General features: G+C 71.5%; 18 protein-coding genes. 6 read left to right on the forward strand and 12 right to left on the reverse strand.

What is annotated here, in order from left to right:
- Nucleotides 1-58: 58 nt before the first annotated feature.
- The 4 genes from ACIBSV_RS32890 to ACIBSV_RS32905 form a co-directional block, all read right to left on the reverse strand.
- On the reverse strand, nucleotides 59-514 hold the full coding sequence (locus tag ACIBSV_RS32890) for a tellurite resistance TerB family protein (protein WP_395869548.1): 456 nt from the start codon (nucleotides 512-514) through the stop codon (nucleotides 59-61).
- 397 nt (nucleotides 515-911) lie between these two features.
- Nucleotides 912-2,150, reverse strand: a complete 1,239-nt coding sequence (locus ACIBSV_RS32895; RefSeq protein ID WP_395869550.1) for an Ig-like domain-containing protein — start codon at nucleotides 2,148-2,150, stop codon at nucleotides 912-914.
- A 249-nt stretch (nucleotides 2,151-2,399) separates the two neighbouring features.
- Nucleotides 2,400-3,968 carry a DEAD/DEAH box helicase gene (locus tag ACIBSV_RS32900; RefSeq protein WP_395869552.1) on the reverse strand — a complete coding sequence of 523 codons (1,569 nt, stop codon included), beginning with the start codon at nucleotides 3,966-3,968 and terminating at the stop codon, nucleotides 2,400-2,402.
- Nucleotides 3,969-4,347: 379 nt separating this feature from the next.
- Nucleotides 4,348-4,551, reverse strand: coding sequence for a cold-shock protein (locus ACIBSV_RS32905; protein ID WP_020554660.1), 204 nt, complete (start codon nucleotides 4,549-4,551; stop codon nucleotides 4,348-4,350).
- Between the two features lie 336 nt (nucleotides 4,552-4,887).
- Here ACIBSV_RS32905 and ACIBSV_RS32910 point away from each other — a divergent pair, with 336 nt between their 5' ends.
- Nucleotides 4,888-5,364, forward strand: a complete 477-nt coding sequence (locus ACIBSV_RS32910) for a hypothetical protein (protein ID WP_395869553.1) — start codon at nucleotides 4,888-4,890, stop codon at nucleotides 5,362-5,364.
- Here ACIBSV_RS32910 and ACIBSV_RS32915 read toward each other — a convergent pair.
- Nucleotides 5,355-6,122 carry a rhomboid-like protein gene (locus ACIBSV_RS32915; protein WP_395869555.1) on the reverse strand — a complete coding sequence of 256 codons (768 nt, stop codon included), beginning with the start codon at nucleotides 6,120-6,122 and terminating at the stop codon, nucleotides 5,355-5,357. The two genes, ACIBSV_RS32910 and ACIBSV_RS32915, sit on opposite strands and share 10 nt — an antisense overlap.
- Before the next feature lie 207 nt (nucleotides 6,123-6,329).
- Between ACIBSV_RS32915 and ACIBSV_RS32920 the strand changes: the two genes are divergently transcribed.
- On the forward strand, nucleotides 6,330-7,292 hold the full coding sequence (locus tag ACIBSV_RS32920; RefSeq protein WP_395869557.1) for a DMT family transporter: 963 nt from the start codon (nucleotides 6,330-6,332) through the stop codon (nucleotides 7,290-7,292).
- An 18-nt stretch (nucleotides 7,293-7,310) separates the two neighbouring features.
- On the forward strand, nucleotides 7,311-8,954 hold the full coding sequence (locus ACIBSV_RS32925) for a tetratricopeptide repeat protein (protein ID WP_395869559.1): 1,644 nt from the start codon (nucleotides 7,311-7,313) through the stop codon (nucleotides 8,952-8,954).
- A gap of 46 nt (nucleotides 8,955-9,000) precedes the next feature.
- On the opposite strand, the gene ACIBSV_RS32930 is transcribed toward ACIBSV_RS32925, so the two are convergent.
- Entirely contained in the window at nucleotides 9,001-9,486 is a 486-nt protein-coding gene (locus ACIBSV_RS32930; protein ID WP_395869561.1) for a DUF1269 domain-containing protein, read from the reverse strand.
- Between the two features lie 88 nt (nucleotides 9,487-9,574).
- Entirely contained in the window at nucleotides 9,575-10,075 is a 501-nt protein-coding gene (locus tag ACIBSV_RS32935; RefSeq protein ID WP_395869563.1) for a hypothetical protein, read from the reverse strand.
- 255 nt (nucleotides 10,076-10,330) lie between these two features.
- Here ACIBSV_RS32935 and ACIBSV_RS32940 point away from each other — a divergent pair, with 255 nt between their 5' ends.
- The gene (locus ACIBSV_RS32940; protein ID WP_395869565.1) at nucleotides 10,331-11,560 is read left to right on the forward strand and encodes a hypothetical protein; all 1,230 of its coding nucleotides are present in this window, start codon (nucleotides 10,331-10,333) and stop codon (nucleotides 11,558-11,560) included.
- The gene (locus ACIBSV_RS32945) at nucleotides 11,557-12,432 is read left to right on the forward strand and encodes a ribonuclease BN (protein ID WP_395869567.1); all 876 of its coding nucleotides are present in this window, start codon (nucleotides 11,557-11,559) and stop codon (nucleotides 12,430-12,432) included. The genes ACIBSV_RS32940 and ACIBSV_RS32945 overlap by 4 nt, the downstream gene beginning before the upstream one ends.
- Here the strand turns inward: ACIBSV_RS32945 and ACIBSV_RS32950 are convergent.
- The 4 genes from ACIBSV_RS32950 to ACIBSV_RS32965 all read right to left on the reverse strand — a co-directional run bounded on the left by ACIBSV_RS32950 (nucleotide 12,423) and on the right by ACIBSV_RS32965 (nucleotide 16,655).
- Nucleotides 12,423-13,241, reverse strand: coding sequence for an AraC family transcriptional regulator (locus tag ACIBSV_RS32950; protein WP_395869569.1), 819 nt, complete (start codon nucleotides 13,239-13,241; stop codon nucleotides 12,423-12,425). The genes ACIBSV_RS32945 and ACIBSV_RS32950 overlap by 10 nt on opposite strands.
- Nucleotides 13,242-13,287: 46 nt before the next feature.
- Complete coding sequence (locus tag ACIBSV_RS32955; RefSeq protein ID WP_395869571.1) at nucleotides 13,288-14,202, reverse strand: carbohydrate ABC transporter permease; 915 nt, start codon at nucleotides 14,200-14,202, stop codon at nucleotides 13,288-13,290.
- Entirely contained in the window at nucleotides 14,199-15,065 is an 867-nt protein-coding gene (locus ACIBSV_RS32960) for a carbohydrate ABC transporter permease (RefSeq protein WP_395869612.1), read from the reverse strand. The genes ACIBSV_RS32955 and ACIBSV_RS32960 overlap by 4 nt, the downstream gene beginning before the upstream one ends.
- A gap of 189 nt (nucleotides 15,066-15,254) precedes the next feature.
- Nucleotides 15,255-16,655: an ABC transporter substrate-binding protein gene (locus ACIBSV_RS32965; RefSeq protein WP_395869573.1), complete on the reverse strand. Its 1,401-nt coding sequence runs from the start codon at nucleotides 16,653-16,655 to the stop codon at nucleotides 15,255-15,257.
- Nucleotides 16,656-17,069: 414 nt separating this feature from the next.
- Between ACIBSV_RS32965 and ACIBSV_RS32970 the strand changes: the two genes are divergently transcribed.
- Nucleotides 17,070-18,794: a beta-galactosidase family protein gene (locus ACIBSV_RS32970; protein ID WP_395869614.1), complete on the forward strand. Its 1,725-nt coding sequence runs from the start codon at nucleotides 17,070-17,072 to the stop codon at nucleotides 18,792-18,794.
- Between the two features lie 75 nt (nucleotides 18,795-18,869).
- Here the strand turns inward: ACIBSV_RS32970 and ACIBSV_RS32975 are convergent, their stop codons facing one another.
- Nucleotides 18,870-19,757 carry a LysR substrate-binding domain-containing protein gene (locus ACIBSV_RS32975; protein ID WP_395869575.1) on the reverse strand — a complete coding sequence of 296 codons (888 nt, stop codon included), beginning with the start codon at nucleotides 19,755-19,757 and terminating at the stop codon, nucleotides 18,870-18,872.
- Nucleotides 19,758-20,216 lie beyond the last annotated feature (459 nt).

The following is a 20,216-nucleotide window of genomic DNA, read 5'->3' on the forward strand; positions in this document are numbered from 1 at the left end:
ATCGGTCCCTCGAAAGGGTTGGCGGGCCCGCCCCGGTGATCGGCGCGGGCCCGTGCGATCAGAGCCCGAACTCGACGGGGGCCAGGTCGAGGGCGAAGCACGCGTCGCGCACGACGGCCTGCTCGGTCTTGTCGAAGTGGCCGTCCGCGCCGCCGATGACGATGCCGATCTGGATCACCGCGCGCGCCTCGGTCGGCTTCTTCTTGACCTTGCCGATGTCCTGGAGCAGGGATACCTTGCCCAGCTCGAAGTCGGCGGTGAGCTTGGCCAGATAGGCCTCGAAGCGCTGCTCCAGGTCGCTCGCGGCGAAGTTGCGCAGCACGTCGTTGGTGGTGATCAGCGTGGTGACCCGCTGCCGCTCGGCCGGATCGATCGAGCCGTCGGCCGCGGCCACCAGAGCGCAGATCGCCATGCTCGCGTCCCGGAAGCCGCCGCTCTTGAGCTCGTTCTTCTTCGCCTCCAGCTGCCCCTGCATCGTCTGGGCCGACTGCTTGAACTTGTCCCACAGAGCCATCGGGATCCCCTGCCTCTCGCACACACGCGCTCGGAACTTGATCTACAGACTCGTAGAAGATACATGTCCTGCACACCACCCGCAGAATCCATTCGCCAACCGCCCGGCGGGCCGAGGCATCCGCCGACGCGGCGCCACGACGGCGCGTGCCCGACCCGGGGAAGGAGCGGGCAGGCGGTATGGGCCGGCCGGACGCTGCGGGGCGTCGGACTGCGGGGGCTGCCGCACCGCGCGCCGGGGACCGCAGGATGTCGGTGGGGGGTGCGGCCACGCCGTCGCTGCCCGAGCGCGGGGGCGGCCGGGCGGCCGGCGGAGCGTGCCGGCCCGGGTGCCGCATTCCGGCACGTGAACCGACCCGGGGCCCGACCGGTTCGGCCGAGCCCCGGGCATACCCGGCTCAGCTCGCGAGGGCGCTCTTGGCCTTCCACTGGTCGTAGGTGAGCTGCCAGTTGCCGAAGCCGTTGCCCGGCTCGGTGGCCTCGGTGTTGTTCGAGCCCTTGACCACGACCGGGTCGCCGACCTGGACGCGGTTGTAGAACCACTCGGCGTCCGGGACGGTCATCCCGACGCAGCCGTGGCTGGTGTTGGCGACGCCGATGTTGGCGGTGTTCCACGCGGCCGAGTGGAAGAAGGTGCCGGAGGAGGTGAAGTGCACCACCCACGGGACGTCCGGGAGGTTGTAGCTGTCGCCGAGGCCGACCGTGGTCGAGTCGAGGGTCTCGGTGGCGTTCTTGTTCAGGATCACGTGCGTGCCGCCGCGGGTGGGGAACTCGTTCGAGCCGGCCGACATCTTGATCGTCTTGACCGCCGTGCCGTCCTCGATCACGGTCAGCCGCTTCTTGGGGATGTCCACCTCGACGACCCGGTTCGTGCCGACCGTGAAGGTGCTCTCGTAGTCCCGGGTGAAGTAGGTCCCCGGACCGCTGGCCACACCCGCCAGGTTCGCGTTGAGGGTGATTTTGGTACCGCTCGGCCAGAACTCGCGTGGCCGCCAGTCGACCCGGTCCTTGCCGGACTGGTCCTTGGTCCAGCCCCACGAGCCCTCGACGTTGGGCGCGGTGGTGACCTTGAGGTTGCGCTCGACCTCGGCCTTGTCCTTGACCGCGTGGTCGAACATGATCGACACCGGCTGGCCGACGCCGAACGTGCCGCCGTTGGCCGGACGCAGCGTGACCTTGTTCACGGTGTCGGCCTTGAGCGTGCCGAACTTGCTGGTGACGGAGGTCTCCGCGCCCTTCTTGCCGCGCGTGGTGGCGGTCACCGTGTAGGCGGCGCCCGGGATGGTCCGCGTGGTCGAGGTCCAGGTGCGGCCGTCCGCCCCCACCGCGCCCTCGATCGCCCGGTTCTGCGCGTCCACCACGCGCACCGAGGCCAGCGTGCCCGAGTCGGCGGTCACCGTGATCGGCTTGCCCGGCACCACACCCTGGGTCCCGTCGATCGGATCCACGCTCACCCGCGCCGGTGTGTCCTTGGCCTCATTCCCGTCCGAGCCCGGTTTCGCCTGCGCCGCCTCCGACTTCCCCGCCTTGTCCGCCCCTCCCGAACCGCATCCCGCGAGCAGGACGGCGGCCGCCGCCAGGGGCAGCGCGACCATGCGAATTCCCTTGCGGGAGCCGGATATCAGTGGCTTGCGCACGTGCTGACCTCACGAACTTGGACGACCGGGGATCGTTCAACACTAACAATGCGGATCAATTCCCCATGCCCGTCCGGGGTGTGACGGTTTCGACACCCTTGGGGCGCAACCGCCCGGCCCGGCACGGCACGAAGCCGCGCCCGGAGGAAATCCCGGACGCGGCTTCGGAGTTCTCGAAGGCTCGCGCGACGGTCGCGAACCGCGGTCCAGGACCGCGGCCCACCTCGCCGCAGGCGAGCCCGACCGTCGCTACGCGGCGGCGGTGCGCCGGCGCGGGGCGCCGCCGCCGCCGGTGGAACCGCCGGAGCGGCCCGAGGAGGCGCCGGAGGCCGCGGCGGACGGACGACGGCCCGTACCGCTGCCGCCGCCCTGGCCGGGACGACGGCCACGACCGCGCCCACCGGCCGAGCCACCGCGACGCGGCGCCTCGGAGACCGGCGAGGAGATCACGACCGGGACGCCCGAGGGCACCTGGGCGCCGGTGACGCGGGTGAGCTCCTCGTCGCCCGACCGGACCTGGATGGTCGAGGCCTCGATGCCGGCGATCATCATCAGGCGGGCCATCTCGCGGCGCTGGTTCGGCGTGACCAGCGTCACGACGCTGCCCGACTCGCCGGCGCGCGCGGTACGACCGCCGCGGTGCAGGTAGTCCTTGTGGTCGGTCGGCGGGTCGATGTTGACCACCAGGTCCAGGCCGTCCACGTGGATGCCGCGGGCCGCGACGTTGGTCGCGATCAGCGCGGTGACGTGCCCGCTCTTGAACTGCTCCAGGGTGCGGGTGCGCTGCGGCTGCGACTTGCCGCCGTGCAGCGCGGCGGCGCGGACGCCGCTCTGCAACATCTGCCGGGTGAGCCGGTCCACCGCGTGCTTGGTGTCCATGAACATGATGACCCGGCCCTCACGCGCCGCGATGTGCGTCGCGGCGGTGTGCTTGTCGGCCTCGGTCACGTGCAGCACGTGGTGCTCCATCGTGGTCACCGCGCCCTGCGAGGGGTCGACCGAGTGCACCACCGGGTCGGACAGGAAGCGCTTGACCAGGCGGTCGACGTTGCGGTCGAGCGTGGCCGAGAACAACATCCGCTGGCCGTCCGGCTGCACCTGGTCGAGCAGCGCGGTGACCTGCGGCATGAAGCCCATGTCGGCCATCTGGTCGGCCTCGTCGAGCACCGTGATGCCGACCGCGTCCAGCCGCGCGTCGCCGCGGTCGATCAGGTCCTTGAGCCGGCCGGGGGTGGCCACCACGACCTCGGCGCCGTTGCGCAGCGAGCTGGCCTGGCGGCCGATCGACATGCCGCCGACGACCGTGGTCATCCGCAACTGGACCGAGTTGGCGTACGGCATCAACGCGTCGGTGACCTGCTGCGCGAGCTCGCGGGTGGGCACCAGGACCAGGGCGAGCGGCTGCTTGCTCTCGGCCCGACGGCCGGCGATCCGGGCGAGCAGCGCGAGGCCGAACGCGAGCGTCTTGCCCGAGCCGGTCCGACCGCGACCGAGCACGTCCCGCCCGACCAGCGCGTTGGGCAGCGTGGCCGCCTGGATCGGGAACGGCTCGGTGACACCCTGGCGGGTGAGCGCGGCCAGCATCGGCTTGGGCATGTCCAGCTCGGCGAACGAGCCCACCGCGGGCAGCGAGGGGGTCGTGCTGACCGGCAGCGCGAACTCGGCCACGGGGCCGGCGGTCATCGGCTTGCGCCGGTTGCCCGACGGGGCGCCACCGCGGCCGCGGCCGCCGCCACCGCCGTAGCCGCCACTGCGGCCGGCGCTGCTGCCGCCGCCGCTGCGGCTGTATCGGTCGTTGGAGCGGGGGGTGCGATTCATGGAGAACCTTCCTCGATGCGGCGCGTATCGAGGACGTCTCCGCGGCATGACGCCGCACAAGGAGTCGCAAGAACGAGCCGAACTAGCTGAAAAAGAACCGACGTGGTGACTCGGGTCACTCGCGTCGAGATAGTGCGCAACGGTCGGGCGCCTGCCGAAGAGCGGCGGCCGATGTGCCGGACCGTGCGGGGCCGAGGCGACGAGGTCGCGTCGGGCAGGGTCCTGATCGGCGGATGTCGGGCATCCGCCTGGGGTGCTGCACCGTGGCCTTCTCGGTCGAAGAACCGTCGACCCCGATGGGGCCGCGGGCCACGGGAAGGGCCCGCACCGTGCGGCGCGGGCCCTCGCTGCACGGCCGAAGCCGCGCCCATGAGCGGGTTCAGACGATGTTGATGTTCTCCGCCTGCGGGCCCTTCTGGCCCTGCGTGACGTCGAAGGAGACCTTCTGGCCCTCCTGCAGCTCACGGAAGCCCTGAGCGTTGATGTTCGAGTAGTGGGCGAAGACGTCGGGGCCGCCACCGTCCTGCTCGATGAAGCCGAAGCCCTTTTCGCCGTTGAACCACTTCACGGTGCCAGTAGCCACGTATCTTCCCCTTCGGGGCAGTACCGGGATCTCGCACCCTGCGAAACCCGAATCGTTGCTGATTACCCCGCCCGGAGTTGGACACCGGAAAAACAAAAGTGCACCTGTTGGCTACAACCAGCAGGCGCACAGAAAATTCCATGGGAACCACAGCAGCAATTAACGTTAGCACGCCAGGCGACCGGGCCGGCGGGATATCTCGATCTTGTGCCGGCCGGCGAATCCGGCCCCGACCCGCGCGATGCCGCGCCGATCCCGCGATCGCACGCCGGGTGCGACCATGGACGCTCCTCCGCCCCGCCGGCCTCCCGGCGCAAGCTTCCCCGAAGGGTTCGCGTGTCCTCCTCCGACTTCCCCGCCTCCGACGCCTCCGCCCAGCCGATCCCCCTGCCCACCATCGGCACTCCCCTGAGCCTGGAGGACGTCAGCGCGGTCGGCGGCTGCGGCGACGGGTGCGGGTGCGCCGGCGGTGGTGTCGACATCGACGCCGATCTGCTCGACGCGTTCGTCACCGAGCAGGTGCTCGTCCGCCTCGAAACCGAGCCGGCCTTCGTCGCCCGGTCCATCGCGGCGCTCGCCGCGACCGACGACCTGGATGCCGAACTGGCTGAGGAGATCGAGGAGTTGGAGTCCGACCCGGTGCTCCTGCTGGACGTGCTCGGGGCCACCCGGCAGACCCTGCCGGACATGGAGTCGGACGCCGTGGTGCTGCTCTTCCGCTACGTGATCGACCACGTCGCACTCGGCCCGGAGGAACTGCCGCTGGAGGACCGGGTGCTGATCGAGTGGCGGGTGCCGCCGATTCAGGCCTGACCCGAACGCGTCCCGCGGGCCGGCGCGGAGCCGTTCCCGGCCGCCTCCGGGAGCGGCTCCGCGGCCGGCGGGAGCACGGCTTCGCCGGCCCGCGGCGCGCGCTCGGACGCGGGCCGCAACCGGCCCGAGAACAGGAATCCGGACCCGAGGCCGATCAGCGCCGCCGAGAAGTGGCCGATCGTGGTGAAGTCCGGGAGATCGCCGTACCACTGCGCGGACGAGAACGGGTACAGCAGGCACGCGAGCGCCCACCACGGCCGCAGCCGCCCGGGCAGCAGCGGCGTGATCGCCGCTATGGCCGCCATCGAGGCGTAGCTCACCCCGTAGTCGAGCGTGTACCGAATGTCCTCCGGGTAGGTCCCGTGGTGGATCGCCGCGATCAGCACGACCGCTGTGACGAGCGTCGCACCCACGTGCCCGAGCACCGTGATCCCCACCGCACGCAGCGTGCCGATCCGGTGCTCCAGGAACGCCATGCACACCCCGATCCCGAACCCGATGGTCAGCAGGTTGCCCATCAGCGTGCCGTGCACGTCGGCCAGCATCAGGCTACCCGCCATCGCGCGCAGCGGACGGTGGCCGAGGTTGTCGAGGTTGGTGCTGATGTCCGCCAGGAGGCGATCCGCGGCCGCGTCGGACATGAGCCATCCGACCACGATCCCGTCGATCGCGAGCAGGATCAGCACGGCGAACGTCGCCGGGCTGCGGCGCGGGTATCCGACGAGTCCGCGCAATGGGCTCGCGGGGTTCCGACTCACGGTGCGACTCTCCTTGTGCCGGCGTGGGGACGCGGCGGGAAACCACCATGCTGCATCACCAGGACAAGCCGGCGCGGCCCGGCCCCCGGATCCGGGCGGCCGACGATTCGGTGGGCGCCGAAACGACCCGCGCCTACCGTCGTGCCCGAAACCGAGTCCGCCGCCGGCGCGCACGCCGCGCACCGGCACCGCAGAGGGGTCCACACGATGTCGGATGTACGTCTTCGCCCGGCGACCGGTCCCGATCGGCGCGCCCTCGCGGCGGCCGGGGTCACGGTCTTGTTCTGGGCGTCCGCGTTCGTGTCCATCCGCAGCGCGGGCGAGCACTTCGCGCCCGGGGCGCTGGCCCTGGGGCGCATGCTCTGCGGTTCGCTCGTGCTCGGGGTGATCCTGCTCGTGCGCCGCGAGGGTCTGCCGCCGCGCGCCGCGTGGCCCGGCATCCTGCTCTCCGGCGTGTTGTGGTTCGGCCTGTACATGGCGGTGCTGAACTGGGGCGAGCGCGAGGTGGACGCGGGCACCGCGGCGATGGTGGTCAACATCGGCCCGATCGCCATCGCGCTGCTCGGCGGATGGCTGCTCAAGGAGGGCTTCGCGCCGCGACTGCTGGCGGGCATCGGCGTCTCGTTCGCGGGCGCGGTCGTGGTCGGCGTCTCGATGTCCGACGGCGGCGGGGCGCCGCTGCTGGGGGTGGGCCTGTGCGTGCTGGCCGCGCTGTCCTACGCGGCCGGTGTGGTCGCGCAGAAGCCCGCGCTGCGTCACGCCTCCGCGCTCCAGGTCACCGCGTACGGGTGCTTCGTCGGCATGTCGTGCTGCCTGCCGTTCGCGGGACAACTGGTCACGCAGACCGCCGACGCCCCGCCGGCGGCCACGCTCAACGTGATCTACCTGGGCATCTTCCCGACCGCGCTGGGCTTCACCACGTGGGCGTACGCGCTGGCCCGCACCAGCGCCGGCCGGATGGGCAGCACCACCTACGCGGTGCCGGCCGTCGTGGTCCTGCTGGCCTGGGTGTTCCTGAGCGAGGTGCCCGGCCCGCTGACCTTCGTCGGCGGCGCGTTGTGCCTGGCCGGCGTCGCGGTCTCGCGCGGCGGTGCCCGGCGGCCGGTCGCCGGGTCCGACCGCGAGGCCGCCGATTCCCCGCCGGTGGGGCAGGATCTTCCCGGACGGTGACGGGACGAGGGAGATGTCGTGACAGTGGTGGGTCGGGTTCTGACGGACCGGTACGAACTCGTCGAGCAGCGCGGTCGCGGCGGCCTCGGCCGGGTGTGGGCCGCGCGGGATCTGACCGCGTCCCGCGACGTCGCGGTCAAGCTGCTGCACGGCCCGCCGGACGACGAGGCCGCGGAGGTGTTCGTGCGCGAGGCACGGGCCGCGGCGGCGCTGACGCACCCCGGCCTGGTCCCGGTGTCCGACGTCGGGCAGGACACCGACGGCACGCCGTTCCTGGTCACCGAGTTGCTCACCGGTCGCGACCTGCGGGCGACGCTGCGCGCGGGGCTGCCCGAGGTGTCGAGCGTGCTGGCGTGGGCGACGCAGATCTGCGCCGCGCTCGAACACGCGCACGGGGCCGGGCTGGTGCACGGCGATCTCAAGCCCGCCGACCTGTTCGTGTCCGACGACGGCCGGGTCCGGGTGCTCGACCTCGGCCTGGCCGGTCGCCTCGCGCCGGTCGCCGCGACCGGCACACACCTGCTCGGGACCCTCGCCTACACCGCGCCCGAGCGCCTGCGCGGCCAGGCCGCCGCCCCCGGCTCGGATCTGTACGCGCTGGGCTGCGTGCTCTACGAACTGCTCACCGGGACCCCGCCGTTCGGCACCGGTGACGTCGCCGCCACGGTGTACGCCCAGCTCGATCGGGTCCCCGAGCCGCCGGAGCGGCGCCGCCCCGAGCTGCCGCCGCACGTGAGCCGGCTGGTCCTGGACCTGCTGGCGAAGGACCCCGCGCACCGCCCCGCCGGCGCGGCCGCGGTCGCCGCGCGGCTGACCCAGGCGCCGCCGCCCGCCCCCGCCGATCGCCCCCGGCCGCCCGCCGCACCGCCGATGATGCCGCCCCCGCCTCCGCCCGGCCCGCCGCTCCCCGCCGACCGCATCTCCTTGGCGAAACCCCTCCGGGCGGCCGTCGAGGCGCCCGCCGAGGACGACGAACCGCAGCTCCGCAGGGCGGCGGCGGCCGGCGATCCGGACGCCGCCGTGCAACTCGCCTTCCACCTCGCGGACACCGGCCGGGAGAGCGAGGCCGAGGCGCTGTACCGCGAGGCGCTGGCCCGCAACCACCCGGAGGCCGCGAACGATCTCGCCGACCTGCTCGCCGCGCACGATCGCGCCGCCGAGGCCGAGGAGTTGTACCGCCACGCGCTCGCCCAGGGGCATCCGGACGCCGCGAACAACCTCGGCCGGCTGCTGGTCCGGCTCGGCCGGGCGCCCGAGGCGGAGATGCTCTTCCGGCACGCCTCGGCGCACGGTCACGACGACGCGGCGAACAACCTGGGCCTGCTGCTCGCCGGCTCCGGCCGCCTCGACGAGGCCGAGCAGTTGTTCCGGCATGTGTACGCGCAGGGCCACCCGGACGCGGCGATCAACCTGGCCGGGCTGCTGGGCGCGCGCGGCCGATTCAAGGAGGCCGAGAAGCTCTACCGCCGCGCGTTCGCCGAGGGCCACCCGGACGCCGCGCTCGGCTTCGCCGGGCTCCTGGAGCGCCGGGGCCGCACCCGCGAGGCGGAGGAGATGTACCGCCGTGCCCTGGCCGAGGGGCATCCGGCGGCGGCCGGGCAACTCGCCCGCTTCCTCGACCTCCTCGGCCGCGGCCAGGAAGCGATGTGGCTGCGCTCGTAGCACCCGCGTCCGGCGGCGGGCCCCGCCCGCCGTCGGATCCTCGGCGTCAGTCCGCGAAGACCTCACGGAGCTTGGCCTCCTGGTCGCCGGACAGGTTGCTGCGCACCAGTTCGGCCTGGGACCCGCCGAACGCCTCGTGCACCCGGTCCACCACGGCGTTCGAGGTCATCACGAACAGCGCGGAGGTGCCGGGGGTGATCTGCCGGCGCACCTCGGCGACGAAGTCGTCGTCGATGCCGACGTCGCTCATGCTGCCGCCGAGCGCGCCCGCCGCCGCGCCGATCGCCGCGCCGAGCAGCGGCACGAAGAAGATCAGACCGAAGAGCATCCCCCAGAAGGTGCCGGACAGCGCGCCGATCCCGGTGAGGCTGTTGAGCTGCTTCGTCTTGGGCTTCTTCGCGTCCTCGGGCCACCACACCACGGCCGCGTCGTGTACCTGCACGAGTTCCTGCTTCTGGAGCGCGAGCAGGGTCTGTTCGGCGTCGGCGGCGCCGTGCGCGGTGGGGAACTTCCAGACGGTGAGCGTGGACACGGGACAACCTCCGGTATCGACAGGAAACCGCCACGCACGGAAAGCCCTGGCGGGTCCGTGCGTGGCGGATGGTGCGGACGGTGCGGGGTCAGGCCATCGGTTCGTCGCGATCGATGTCCCTGCGGTGCGCGCCGGTCCCGGTCCGCTGGGCCTCGTCCCGGGCGCGCCATTCGGAAACGCTGTCCTCCGAGTAGCCCTGCGCGGCGCCCCAACGGACGGTCAGCGCGAACAGGACCACCAGGTCGAGCGCGATCACGATGGTGGACCAGGCCGGGTGCGCGGCCAGGAAGCCGATCTGTCCGACGATGTTCAGCATCACCAGCACCGAGCCGACCACGCGGGCCCAGGTCGCGCCGGTGAGCAGTCCCATACCGACGAGCAGTTGCAGCCCGCCGAAGATCAGCAGGATCACGCCCCACGTGTCGTAGCTCCACACCAGGAGCTGACCGGACGCGGTGACGAAGTAATCGTCCTCGAACAGTGCCGCGAACCCTTGGAAGAGGTTGAGCACACCCAGGACGAGCAGAGTGCAGGCGGCGAATGCCACCCATCCGGACCAAGCGCTCGACCTGCCCATTTTGCTGTTCATGGCCTACTCCCAACCCCGGCCGGGCAGCCGGGCGGTGTTGCCTCGTACCGCTTGCCTGCCGTCGTGGGGGTCCACGACCTTGCAACACGGCTTCTCGCACTTTGACACGTAATTGGGCGATTTGCACCTTTATGATCCCCCTCCCCTCCGTACACCATTCGTCCGCTGTGAGTAGACGTCCGTTTTTCATGGAACCGGCTCGGGACACAGCGTCACGAATGGTCATGAACGGTCACGAGCGGGAGGGCGCCTCCGATGTCCCAGTCAGCCGAGCAGGGCCGGAGCCGGCATCGGTTGCGGCTCGCGGTGGCGTGTCTGCTGCTGGTCCTCGCGTGCGTCCTCACCCCGGTCGCGGTGGTCGCCGTGTGGGCCGACGACGAGATCGGCAACACCGATCGTTTCGTCGCCACGATGGCGCCGCTGTCCTCGAACGAGGCCGTGCAGGACGCCGTCGCCGCCCGGGGCACCGCCGCCGCCGTGCAGGCGGTGGACGTGTCCGGCCTGAGCAACGCGCTGCGCGAGGCGCTCGGGCTGGACCTGAACAACGGATCGGGACCGGTGTCCGGATCGATCCGGGGCCTGTTGAACGAGTCGGTCGGTCAGGCCGCGCAGGCCTTCGTCACCAGCGACGCGTTCGCCGTCGTGTGGCGCGAGGCGCTCCGCGCCGCCCACGCGTCCGCGCTGGCCGCGCTCAAGGGCGAGGACGAGGGCGCGGTGACCTCGACCGGCGGAGAGGTGGTGCTGGATCTGGGGCCGGTGGTCGACGGGGTCCGCAAAAATCTGGCGGCCGGGGGCATCCCGTTGGCGACCGGCATCCCGGACACCGATCGCCGGTTCGTGCTGTTGCACCGTGAGGGCCTGCGCAAGGGCCAGGACGTGTTCCGCGTCGTCGACGAGGCCGGGACCTGGCTGCCGATCGCCGTGGTGCTGCTCTTCCTCGCGGGCGTGTGCGTCGCGCCACGGCGTCGCCGGGTGATCATGTGGGCGGGTGTGGGCACCGTGCTCGCGATGATCGTGCTCGCCATCGCGCTCGTCGTCTCCCGCCGGATCTACCTGGACGATTTGCCTCGGGACATCTCCCGGGACGCCGGGGCGGCGATCTTCGACGCGCTGATCCGATTCCTCCGCGACACCACCCTCACGCTGACGATCACCGCGGCCGCGGTCGTGATCGCGGCGTTCCTGGTCGGCCCGGCGCGGTCGGCCGGGAAACTCCGGCGCGGGCTGGCCGCCGGCCCCGACGCGGCGGGCGGCGCGCTGGCTCGGACCGGTGCGGGCACCGGGTCGGTGGGCCGGTTCGTGGCCGCGCGACGAGGCCCGCTGTACGCCCTGGTGGGCGTGCTCGGCGGGATCTGGCTGGTGTTGTGGGACCACCCGACGGTGGGCTCGGTCCTGCTGGTCCTGGGGGTGGTCGTGGCTGTCGTGGCCGTACTGGAGGTGATCGCGGCGGCCGGGGCGCGGGAGCCGGTCGCGCTCGACCGGTGAGTGTGCGGGCGCCGGCCCGGGGATTCGTGCCGCGACTGCGGGGCCGGCTGAAGGACCTGCCGGTGATGGCCTTCGTGGGTCGGCTGACCACCAGGTTCCTGGTCGTCAACAGCATCGAGGCGGCCACCACCCTGGCCGCGAAGATGTTCCTGGCCGGCGTCCCGGCGCTGTTCGTGTTCGCCGCGTTCGCACCGGAAGCCTTGCGCGAGGAGTTGCGCGACTCGCTGCGTGCCGTGCTCGGCCTGCCGGCCGGCTCGCTGGACGAGGTCGCCCGGGTCCACGACGCGGGTGCGCACCTGCGCCAACAGACCGGTGCGGCCAGTGCGGTGTTCACCCTCCTGATGGCGGTCCAGGTGGCCCGGTCCTTGCAACGGTTGTGCCGACGGGCGTGGTTCGTGCGCGCGACCGGCTTCAGTCTGCGGCTGATCCTGCGCTGGCTGCTGTGTATGTCGGTGCGGCTGGTCGCGCTGCTGCTCCAGTCGCAGTTTCACGAGGGGTTCGGCGTCGGGCCCTGGCTCGGCGTGGCGATGCTGTTCGTGGCCTCGATGCTGGTCTGGTGGTGGACCCAGTACCTGTTCCTGGAGGGCCGGATCGGCTGGTTGCCGCTGTTGCCCAGCTCGCTGTTGGCCTCGCTGGGCACGGTCGGCGTGCAGTACGGCTCACATCTGGTGATGCCCAGGGCGGTGGCCCGCAGCGTGGCCGAGTTCGGTCCGTTCGGACTGATGCTGACCCTGATGTCATGGCTGGTCGTGGCCTGCGCGGTGGTGGTCTTCGCGATCACCATCGGTGCGTTCCTGGCCGAGGAGGAGCCGCTGCGCGGCCTGCTCGGGGCACCCGCGCCGCCGTCGACCATCGACCCCCGTCAATTCTGACCGGAGGTCTGTCCGGTGCGCCGGAACTCGGACGGCGACTGTTGCACGCGGCGGGAGAACAGCCGCGCGAAATAGGCCGGATCGTCGTAGCCGACGTTGCGGGCCACCTCGTGGATGGACTGGTCGGTGGCCAGGAGCAGGCGTTTGGCCCGGGACAACCGGGTGCGCACGATGTACTCCTTGGGGGTGGTGCCGGTCGCGCGCTGCATCTCGCTGCGCAACCCCGCCTCGTCCAGGCCCAGTCGGCGGGCGTGCTCGCCGACGGTGAGCGGCTCGGTGGCGTGCTCGTCGAAGTAGCGGACCACCCGCGAGCCGTCCTCGTCGACCCGGATCGTCTTCAGGTCGATGATCAACTGGTGCACGATCGCCGAGGTGACCACCTCGCGGTTGGGCGCGCCCGGCTCCACCGCGGTCAGCAGGCGGTCGAAGCCCTGGCGCAGCGGCCGCACCCCGCCCAGCGACATCACCGGCTCGGTCCGGTCCAGGAAGCCCAGGTCCTCGTACGCCGCGGCGGTCGGTCCCTCGAACAGCACCCAGTGCTCGCGCCAGCCGGTGGGGTCGGGGCTGTACGCGTGGTACTCGCCGGGGAAGAGCAGGAAGGCCGCGGGCGCCTGGACCGGGATCCGCGGCGCGTGTCGGTTGCCCGAGCGGAACCAGCCCGATCCACCGGTGATCAGGGTGAGTTGGTAGCAGCCCAGCACCCGGCCCTCGAACTGCATGGCGGTGACCTGCTGCCACCCCACGCCCAGGCACACCAGGCCGAGCCGCTGGTGTTCCCGGGCGGGCGTGAGGTAGCGCGCGAAGATCATGGTGCGCCGATCGTACGGCGGCGGGCGGCGGGCGTGTGGCGGTTGTTCACGCCTTCACCCCGCCCGCGACCAGGTCGGTGCGCCAGAACCGCTGGAGCGACCAGAAGGCGGCGACCAACGGGATCACCGACACCAGCGCGCCGACCACGACCAGGTTGGCGTGCGGCTGGTTGGGGTCGCTGTTCCACGCGTTCAGGCCCAGCGTGACCGGCCACAGGTGCTGGTCGTTGAGGGTGATCAGGGGCAGGAAGAAGTTGTTCCACACGGCGACCAGTTGGAACAGGAAGATGGTCACCAGCGCGGGCGACATGATCCGCAGGCCGATGGTGCGAAAGATCCGGAACTCGCTCGCACCGTCCAGGCGGGCCGCCTCGATCAGTTCGTCCGGCACCGAGGCCTCGGCGTAGGTCTTGGCCAGGAACACGCCGAACGGGCTCACCGCGGCGGGCAGCAACACCGCCCAGACGGTGTCGACCAGGTGCACCTTGGAGAGCATCAGGTAGATCGGCAGCGCGAGCATCGGGGTGGGGATCAGCACCGCGCCCAGGATCACCGAGAAGATCGCGCCCCGCCCGCGGAACCGGTACTTGGCCAGCGCGTAGCCGGCCATCGCGGCCAGCAGGGTGGCCACCACGCCGCCGCCGACCGCGTACAGCACCGAGTTGAACACCCAGCGCAGGAAGATGCCGCCGTCCTCGGAGAAGAGTTGGCGCAGGTTGGCACCCAGGTTCCAGTCGGCGAACCAGAAGCCGTTGCTGCCGAACAGGTCACTGGAGGACTTGGTCGAGGAGACCAGCAGCCACCACACCGGCATCAGGAAGTAGGTCGCCACCAGGAACAGGAACGAGGTGGTCAATACCTGCGAACGCATGGGCGTGGTACGACCCTTGCCCACCCGGGTCGCGGGTCGCGGCGTACGTTCGCGGACCGGGCTCGCGGGCGGTGTGGTCAGCGTCGTCACAGCGAGGACCTGCCGTTCGTGAGCCGGGCGGAGAGCTTGAGGACCACGAAGGACAACACGCACGTGCCCAGGGCGAGCAGCACCGAGACGGCGGCGCCCTGGCCGTAGTCGTTGTTCTCGACGGCCTTGTGGTAGGCGGACATGATCGGCGTGTAGTCCGCGTCCACGGACGAGGTCAGCGGTCGCAACACGCGCGGTTCGGTGTAGAGCTGGAGCGTGCCGATCACCGAGAACACGGTGGTGAGCGCGATCGCCGGGGCCACCAGCGGAACCTTGATCCGCCACGCCGTGCGCCATGGCCCGCAACCGTCCAACTCGGCCGCCTCGTACAGCTCTTGCGGGATGGCCTGGAGCGCGGAGTAGATGACCAGCATGTTGTAGCCGGTCCAGGTCCAGGTGACCACGTTCGCGATCGACCACAACACGGCGTCCTCGCCGAGGAAGTCGGAGGGCAGGCCGACCGCGTCGAGCACGCTCACCACCGGGCTGGATCGCGGCATGTAGAGGAAGGCCCACAAGATGGTGGCGACCACGCCGGGGATCGCGTAGGGCAGGAAGTAGGCGGTGCGGAAGAAGCCCTTGAGCCGGGCCGACTTCGCGTCCAGGAGCAGCGCGAGCACCAGCGCGAGGCCGAGCATCACCGGCACCTGGACCACGCCGAACAGCAGCACCCGGCCCACGCCGTGCCACAGCGCGTCGTCGTGCAGCGCCTTGGTGTAGTTCTCGAAGCCCGCGTACACCCGCTTCGGCGGGGTCAGGCCCAGGCCGGAGCGCTGCATCTTGTGCAGGCTCTCGACGATCGCGTAGCCGACGGGGACCGCGTACATCGCGGCGAACAGCACGCCGAAGGGCGTAAGGAACATCAGGGGTGCGGACCGCCGGCGCTTGCGCCGCGGGATCGGTGCGCTCAAGGGCGGGCTCCCGGTGGATGGTGCGGTTGATTGGAACCGGTGGGTGGGGCCGACGGCGGCGTGCCCGCCGTCCGCGCGAGGTGACGCGGGACGACGGGGCACGGTGCGAACCGCCCGCTACGTCGGGGTGGTGACGGCGGGTCAGCCCGAGGCGGCCTTCAGTCCCTTGTCCTGGACGGCCTTGATCGTGGTGCCCTGGACGCCGGTCAGCGCGTCGGCGAGCTTGCCGTTGCCGGCGCCGGCCTTGCCGAGCCGGTCGGTCAGGTCGGCGGAGACCTGGGTCATCGTGGGACCCCACTGCCAGCCGGCCGGGACCTGCGCGGCGGACTCCCTGAAGATGTCGTAGATCTTCGCGTTGCCGAAGTACGCGGACGGCTGCCGCATCGCCTCCAGGTCCGCCCCGGCGGTGGCCGCCGGGTAGATGCCCGCGTCCTTGACCAGCGTGGTCAGGCTCGCGCTGTCACTGCTCATCCAGTCCGCGAAGGCGACCGCGGCCTTGGTGTTCTTGCAACCCTTGAGCACGGCCGTGCCGGAACCGCCGATGTTGCCGGTGGCCTTGCCGTTCGCGTCCCACTGCGGCATCGGCGCGACCGCCCACTTGCCCGCCGCGTCCTTGGCGTTCTCCTCCAGCAGCGCGGTGAACCACACCGGGCCGACATAGCTGGCCACGCTGCCGTCGCCGAACCGCTTGTACCAGTCGGGGGTGAAGGTCGGGTCGGACGAGACGACCTTCCTGTCCAGCAACTGCTGCCAGTACTGGGCGACCTTCTGCGTGCCGGGCTCGGTGAGCGAGACCTTCCAGGTCTCGCCCTCGGGCTTGAACCAGCTGCCGCCGTTCTGCCAGGCCATGCCCGCGTACCACCACGGGTCGTTGCCACCGAAGGCCGAGTAGGCCACCGCCGGGTCGGCCGTGTGCACCTTGTCCGCCTGCTGGGCGAACTCGTCCCAGGTCTTGGGAGGGGTCAGGCCGTTCCTGGCGAACACGTCGGTGCGGTAGAACATCGCCACCGGGCCGGTGTCCACCGGGATCCCGTAGGTCTTGCCCGCGACGCTCATCTGCGACCAGGCGCCGGCCGAGTACTTCGACTTGACCGCCGCCGCTTCCTTGTCCACGTCCTGGAGCGCGCCCTCGACCAGGAAGCTGGGCAGCGTCTCGTAGCCCATCTGCGCCAGGCACGGCGCGTTGTTCGCCTTCACCGCGGCGAGCATCTTGGCGTAGCCGCCCTTGGAGCCCGGCTCGACCTTGTTGTAGTTGACGTGGATGTCGGGGTGCGCGGCGTTGAACGCGGTCACGGCCTTGTCGTAGGCCGGGTTCCAGCCCCAGAAGTCGAGCTGGGCGGTGCCCTGGCCCCCGGCCTTGTCGCCCTGTGCCGCCTTGTCGGTCCGGTCGCCGGAGTCCGAGTCGGAGCCGCAGGCGGTGAGCACGGTCAGGGCCGCGATCGTGGCCGCGACGGCGGCGCGCCGGGCCGTCCCGCCGGCTCGGCGCGAGGAGCGCGAAGCGGCGGGTGACGACGAGCGCGGAACGCGGGTGCTACCCCACATGAGGTGGCCGTCCCTTCGGGAAATGGGCAGGGCTCGACGGAGCCCGGCGCGTGGTCGGAGGCAGTGGAGGCTGTCTTGGCCGCCGATCATGTGCCCTGCCCGACAAGGCGTCAACGGGTTGCCGCCGCCCTCGTGCCTTAGTCGCAGTGATCCTCAAGAAAAGTCCAAGTGCGTGGTCACCGAATGGCAAGGAAGGTGAACCAGAGAGTATCCACCCTGGTGAGAGCCTCGACAGGACGGGTAGCGGTATGCAAAAAAGTCCACGACACCGTGAAGAAGAGTGCACATCCGGGCCGCGCGCCTCGTGCACGATGATCCGGTCCCACCGCACGGATCTGCCCGAGGAGTGTCTTGACCACCCCCAGCCTCGTCCCGAGTCGAGACGGCTTCGCCCTCGACGGCAGGCCGTTTCGCATGCTCTCCGGTGCCCTGCACTACTTCCGCGTCCACCCCGGGCAGTGGGACGACCGGCTCGCCCGGCTGCGCGGCCTGGGTCTGAACACGGTCGAGACCTACGTCGCCTGGAACGTGCACGAACCCACCCCGGGACGCTTCGACTTCACCGGCGGCAAGGACCTGGTCGCGTTCCTGCGCGCGGCCGAGCGGCACGGGCTCAAGGCGATCGTCCGGCCCGGCCCCTACATCTGTGCGGAGTGGGAGTTCGGCGGCCTGCCCGCGTGGCTGCTCAAGGATCCGGGGATGCGGCTGCGGTGCGCCCACCCGCCGTACCTGGCCGCCGTGGACCGCTACCTCGACGCGGTCATGCCGCTGCTGGAGCCGCTGCTCGCCGAGCACGGCGGGCCGGTGATCGCGCTCCAGGTGGAGAACGAGTACGGCAGCTACGGCAACGACGTCGCGTACCTGCGGCACCTGGTCGAGGGGCTGCGCCGGCGCGGCGCGAACGGACTGCTGTTCACCTCCGACGGGCCCACCGAACCGATGCTCCAGGGCGGGACCGTGGCCGGCGTGTTGCCCACGGTGAACTTCGGCTCGCGCGCGGACGAGGCGTTCGCGACGCTGCGCCGCTGGTCGCCGGACGGGCCGCCGGTGTGCATGGAGTTCTGGAACGGCTGGTTCGACCACTGGCGCGACCCGCACCACGTGCGGGACGCGGCGGACGCGGCGGGCGTGCTCGACGACATGCTCGCGGCCGGCGGGTCGGTGAACCTGTACATGGCGCACGGCGGCTCCAACTTCGGGCTGATGAACGGCGCCAACGAGCACGAGGGCGTCTACCAACCGACGGTGACCAGCTACGACTACGACGCGCCGATCGGCGAGGCCGGCGAGCTCACCGAGAAGTACTGGGCCCTCCGCGAGGTGATCGGGCGCTACGCGCCGCTGCCGGCCGAACCGCCGCCGGCCCTACCGCCCCGGATCAAGCTCGGCGAGGTCGCGCTGCCCTCGGCGGCGGCGCTGCTCGCGCACGTCGAGGACCTGTCCGCGCCCGTGTACTCGCCCGGCACGCTGACCATGGAGGAGCTCGATCAGGCGTACGGCTTCGTCCTGTACCGCACGTGGGTCAGCGGCCCGCGCGAGGCGGCGCCGCTGCACGTGGACGGGCTGGCCGACCGGGCGCAGGTGTTCCTGGACGGGGTGCCGATCGCGGTGCTCGACCGCGGCGAGGGCGGTTCGGCCTCGTGCGAGCTTGCCATTCCCGCCGGCGGCGCGCGCTTGGACCTGCTGGTGGAGAACTGCGGGCGGATCAACTACGGGCCCGGCCTGCACGACCGCAAGGGCATCACCCGGGGTGTGCGGTTGGAGCGGCAGAACCTGTTCGGCTGGCAGATGTACCCGCTGCCGTTGGACGCGCCGGGCGGGCCGGTGTTGCCGGACGCCGCCGGGCCGATCCCGGCGGGCGTACCGGTGCTGCGCTCGGGCACCTTCGAGGTGGAGGCGGTCGGGGACACCTTCGTCCGGCTGGACGGGTGGACCAAGGGGCTGGTCTGGATCAACGGCTTTCTGCTCGGCCGCTACTGGAGCACCGGTCCGCAGCGCACGCTGTACGTTCCGGCGCCGGTGCTGCGCGCGGGGGCGAACGCGGTGACCGTGCTGGAACTGCACGGCCCCGGCGGAGCGCACGTCACCTTCACGGACACGCCCGACCTCGGCGAACCCGCGGCGGCGCCGATCGAGTAGGCGGGCGCGGTCGCCCGCCGGGTGGGCCGACGGGCAGCTCGCGCGGGCGCGGAGCCGCCGATCGCGCGGCGGGCCTCAGTCCGCGTCCGGTTCGCTATGGCCGGCTCGGCGGGCCAGGTCGACGAACAGTCGCGCCGAGCGGGTGCGGGCGTTCTCCTTGCAGACCAGCATGATGCCGCGGCGCAGCGGCGGGTCGAGCGAGCGGATCACGGCCGAGTCGCCGAACACGTCCTCGGCCACGTCCCGGTACCAGATCAGCGAACCCTCGCCGTTGAGGACGCCGGCGACCCAGTTGACCCGGTCGTTGTGCTCGCAGGCGCCGATCGGCCGCACGCCCATCTCGGCGAACATCGCCTCGAATTGCGAGCGCCGCTCGCTGCCGCGCTCCGGGAGCACCATCGGGAGGCCGTCCAGCGCGTTCCAGGGCACCGGGTCCGGCAGCCGCGTGTCCGGCGGCGAGACGAGCACCACCTCGGCGTCGGCCAGCCGGTAGGTGCGCAGGTCGCCGGGCCCGGGCGCGTCCGCCACCCCGATCTCGGCGGTGCCCGACCGTACCGCGGCCAGCACCGCTCCACGCGCGTCGTGCCGGGTCACCTCGATCGGCGCCTCGGGGTGCTCTCCCGCGAACGCCGCGACCAGTCGGGCCACGCGGCCGATCGCGAGCGTGGATGTGGTGGCGACGGTCAGCGTCGGCTCGGAGACCGGACCGGCCACCCGGCCGATGTCCTCGATCGCGGTGACGGTGTCGAGCACGGTCCGGGCGAGCCGGACCACCCGGGAGCCCTCGGCGGTCAGTCCCACCGTCCGGCCTTCGCGCACGAACAGTTCGGCGCCCAACTCGTGTTCGAGTGCCTTGAGCGCCCGCGACAGCGCGGACTGGGCGACGTAGAGGGCTTCGGCGGCGGCGGTCATGGTGCCGAAGTTCGCGACGGCGACGAGGTAGCGGAGCTGCTGGAGGGTCACGCGCCGCACCATAACGGTCACACCACCCATACCGGCAGGGTGCGAAACCGGCCAATTCCCTTTCGTGGAACGGTGGTGTGGGTGGGTCGGGTGAATCTCCAGGGCATCGGTGTATGCCGAGCGGGCAAGGATCGACTGTGCGGAGACCGCGCGTCCGGGTCGGTCCGGCGGGGCGCTCGGCCCGTGTCCCGCTTGGTCGAGCGGGGTCCCGAGCCGGGACTGCCGAAGCCTGTTCGGGCAAGTCGCGGCGGCCGAGCCGTCGTTGACTCCTCGTTGCCGGAAACCGACGATACGGCGCAGTGATTCGGCTACGGCCGATTTTTCGACCTCATACCGCTTTCGGATGCGGGGCGCGTTTCTTCGGCATCGGCGTGCACGCCGCGATTCGCCGTGCCCGGAGCCGGGTTCGCGTGTTCTCTCCACCGCACCGTTCATCCTGCCGCACGGTTTCCGAACGGA

The organism is Embleya sp. NPDC050154, from assembly GCF_044460165.1.
GTDB lineage: Bacteria > Actinomycetota > Actinomycetes > Streptomycetales > Streptomycetaceae > Embleya.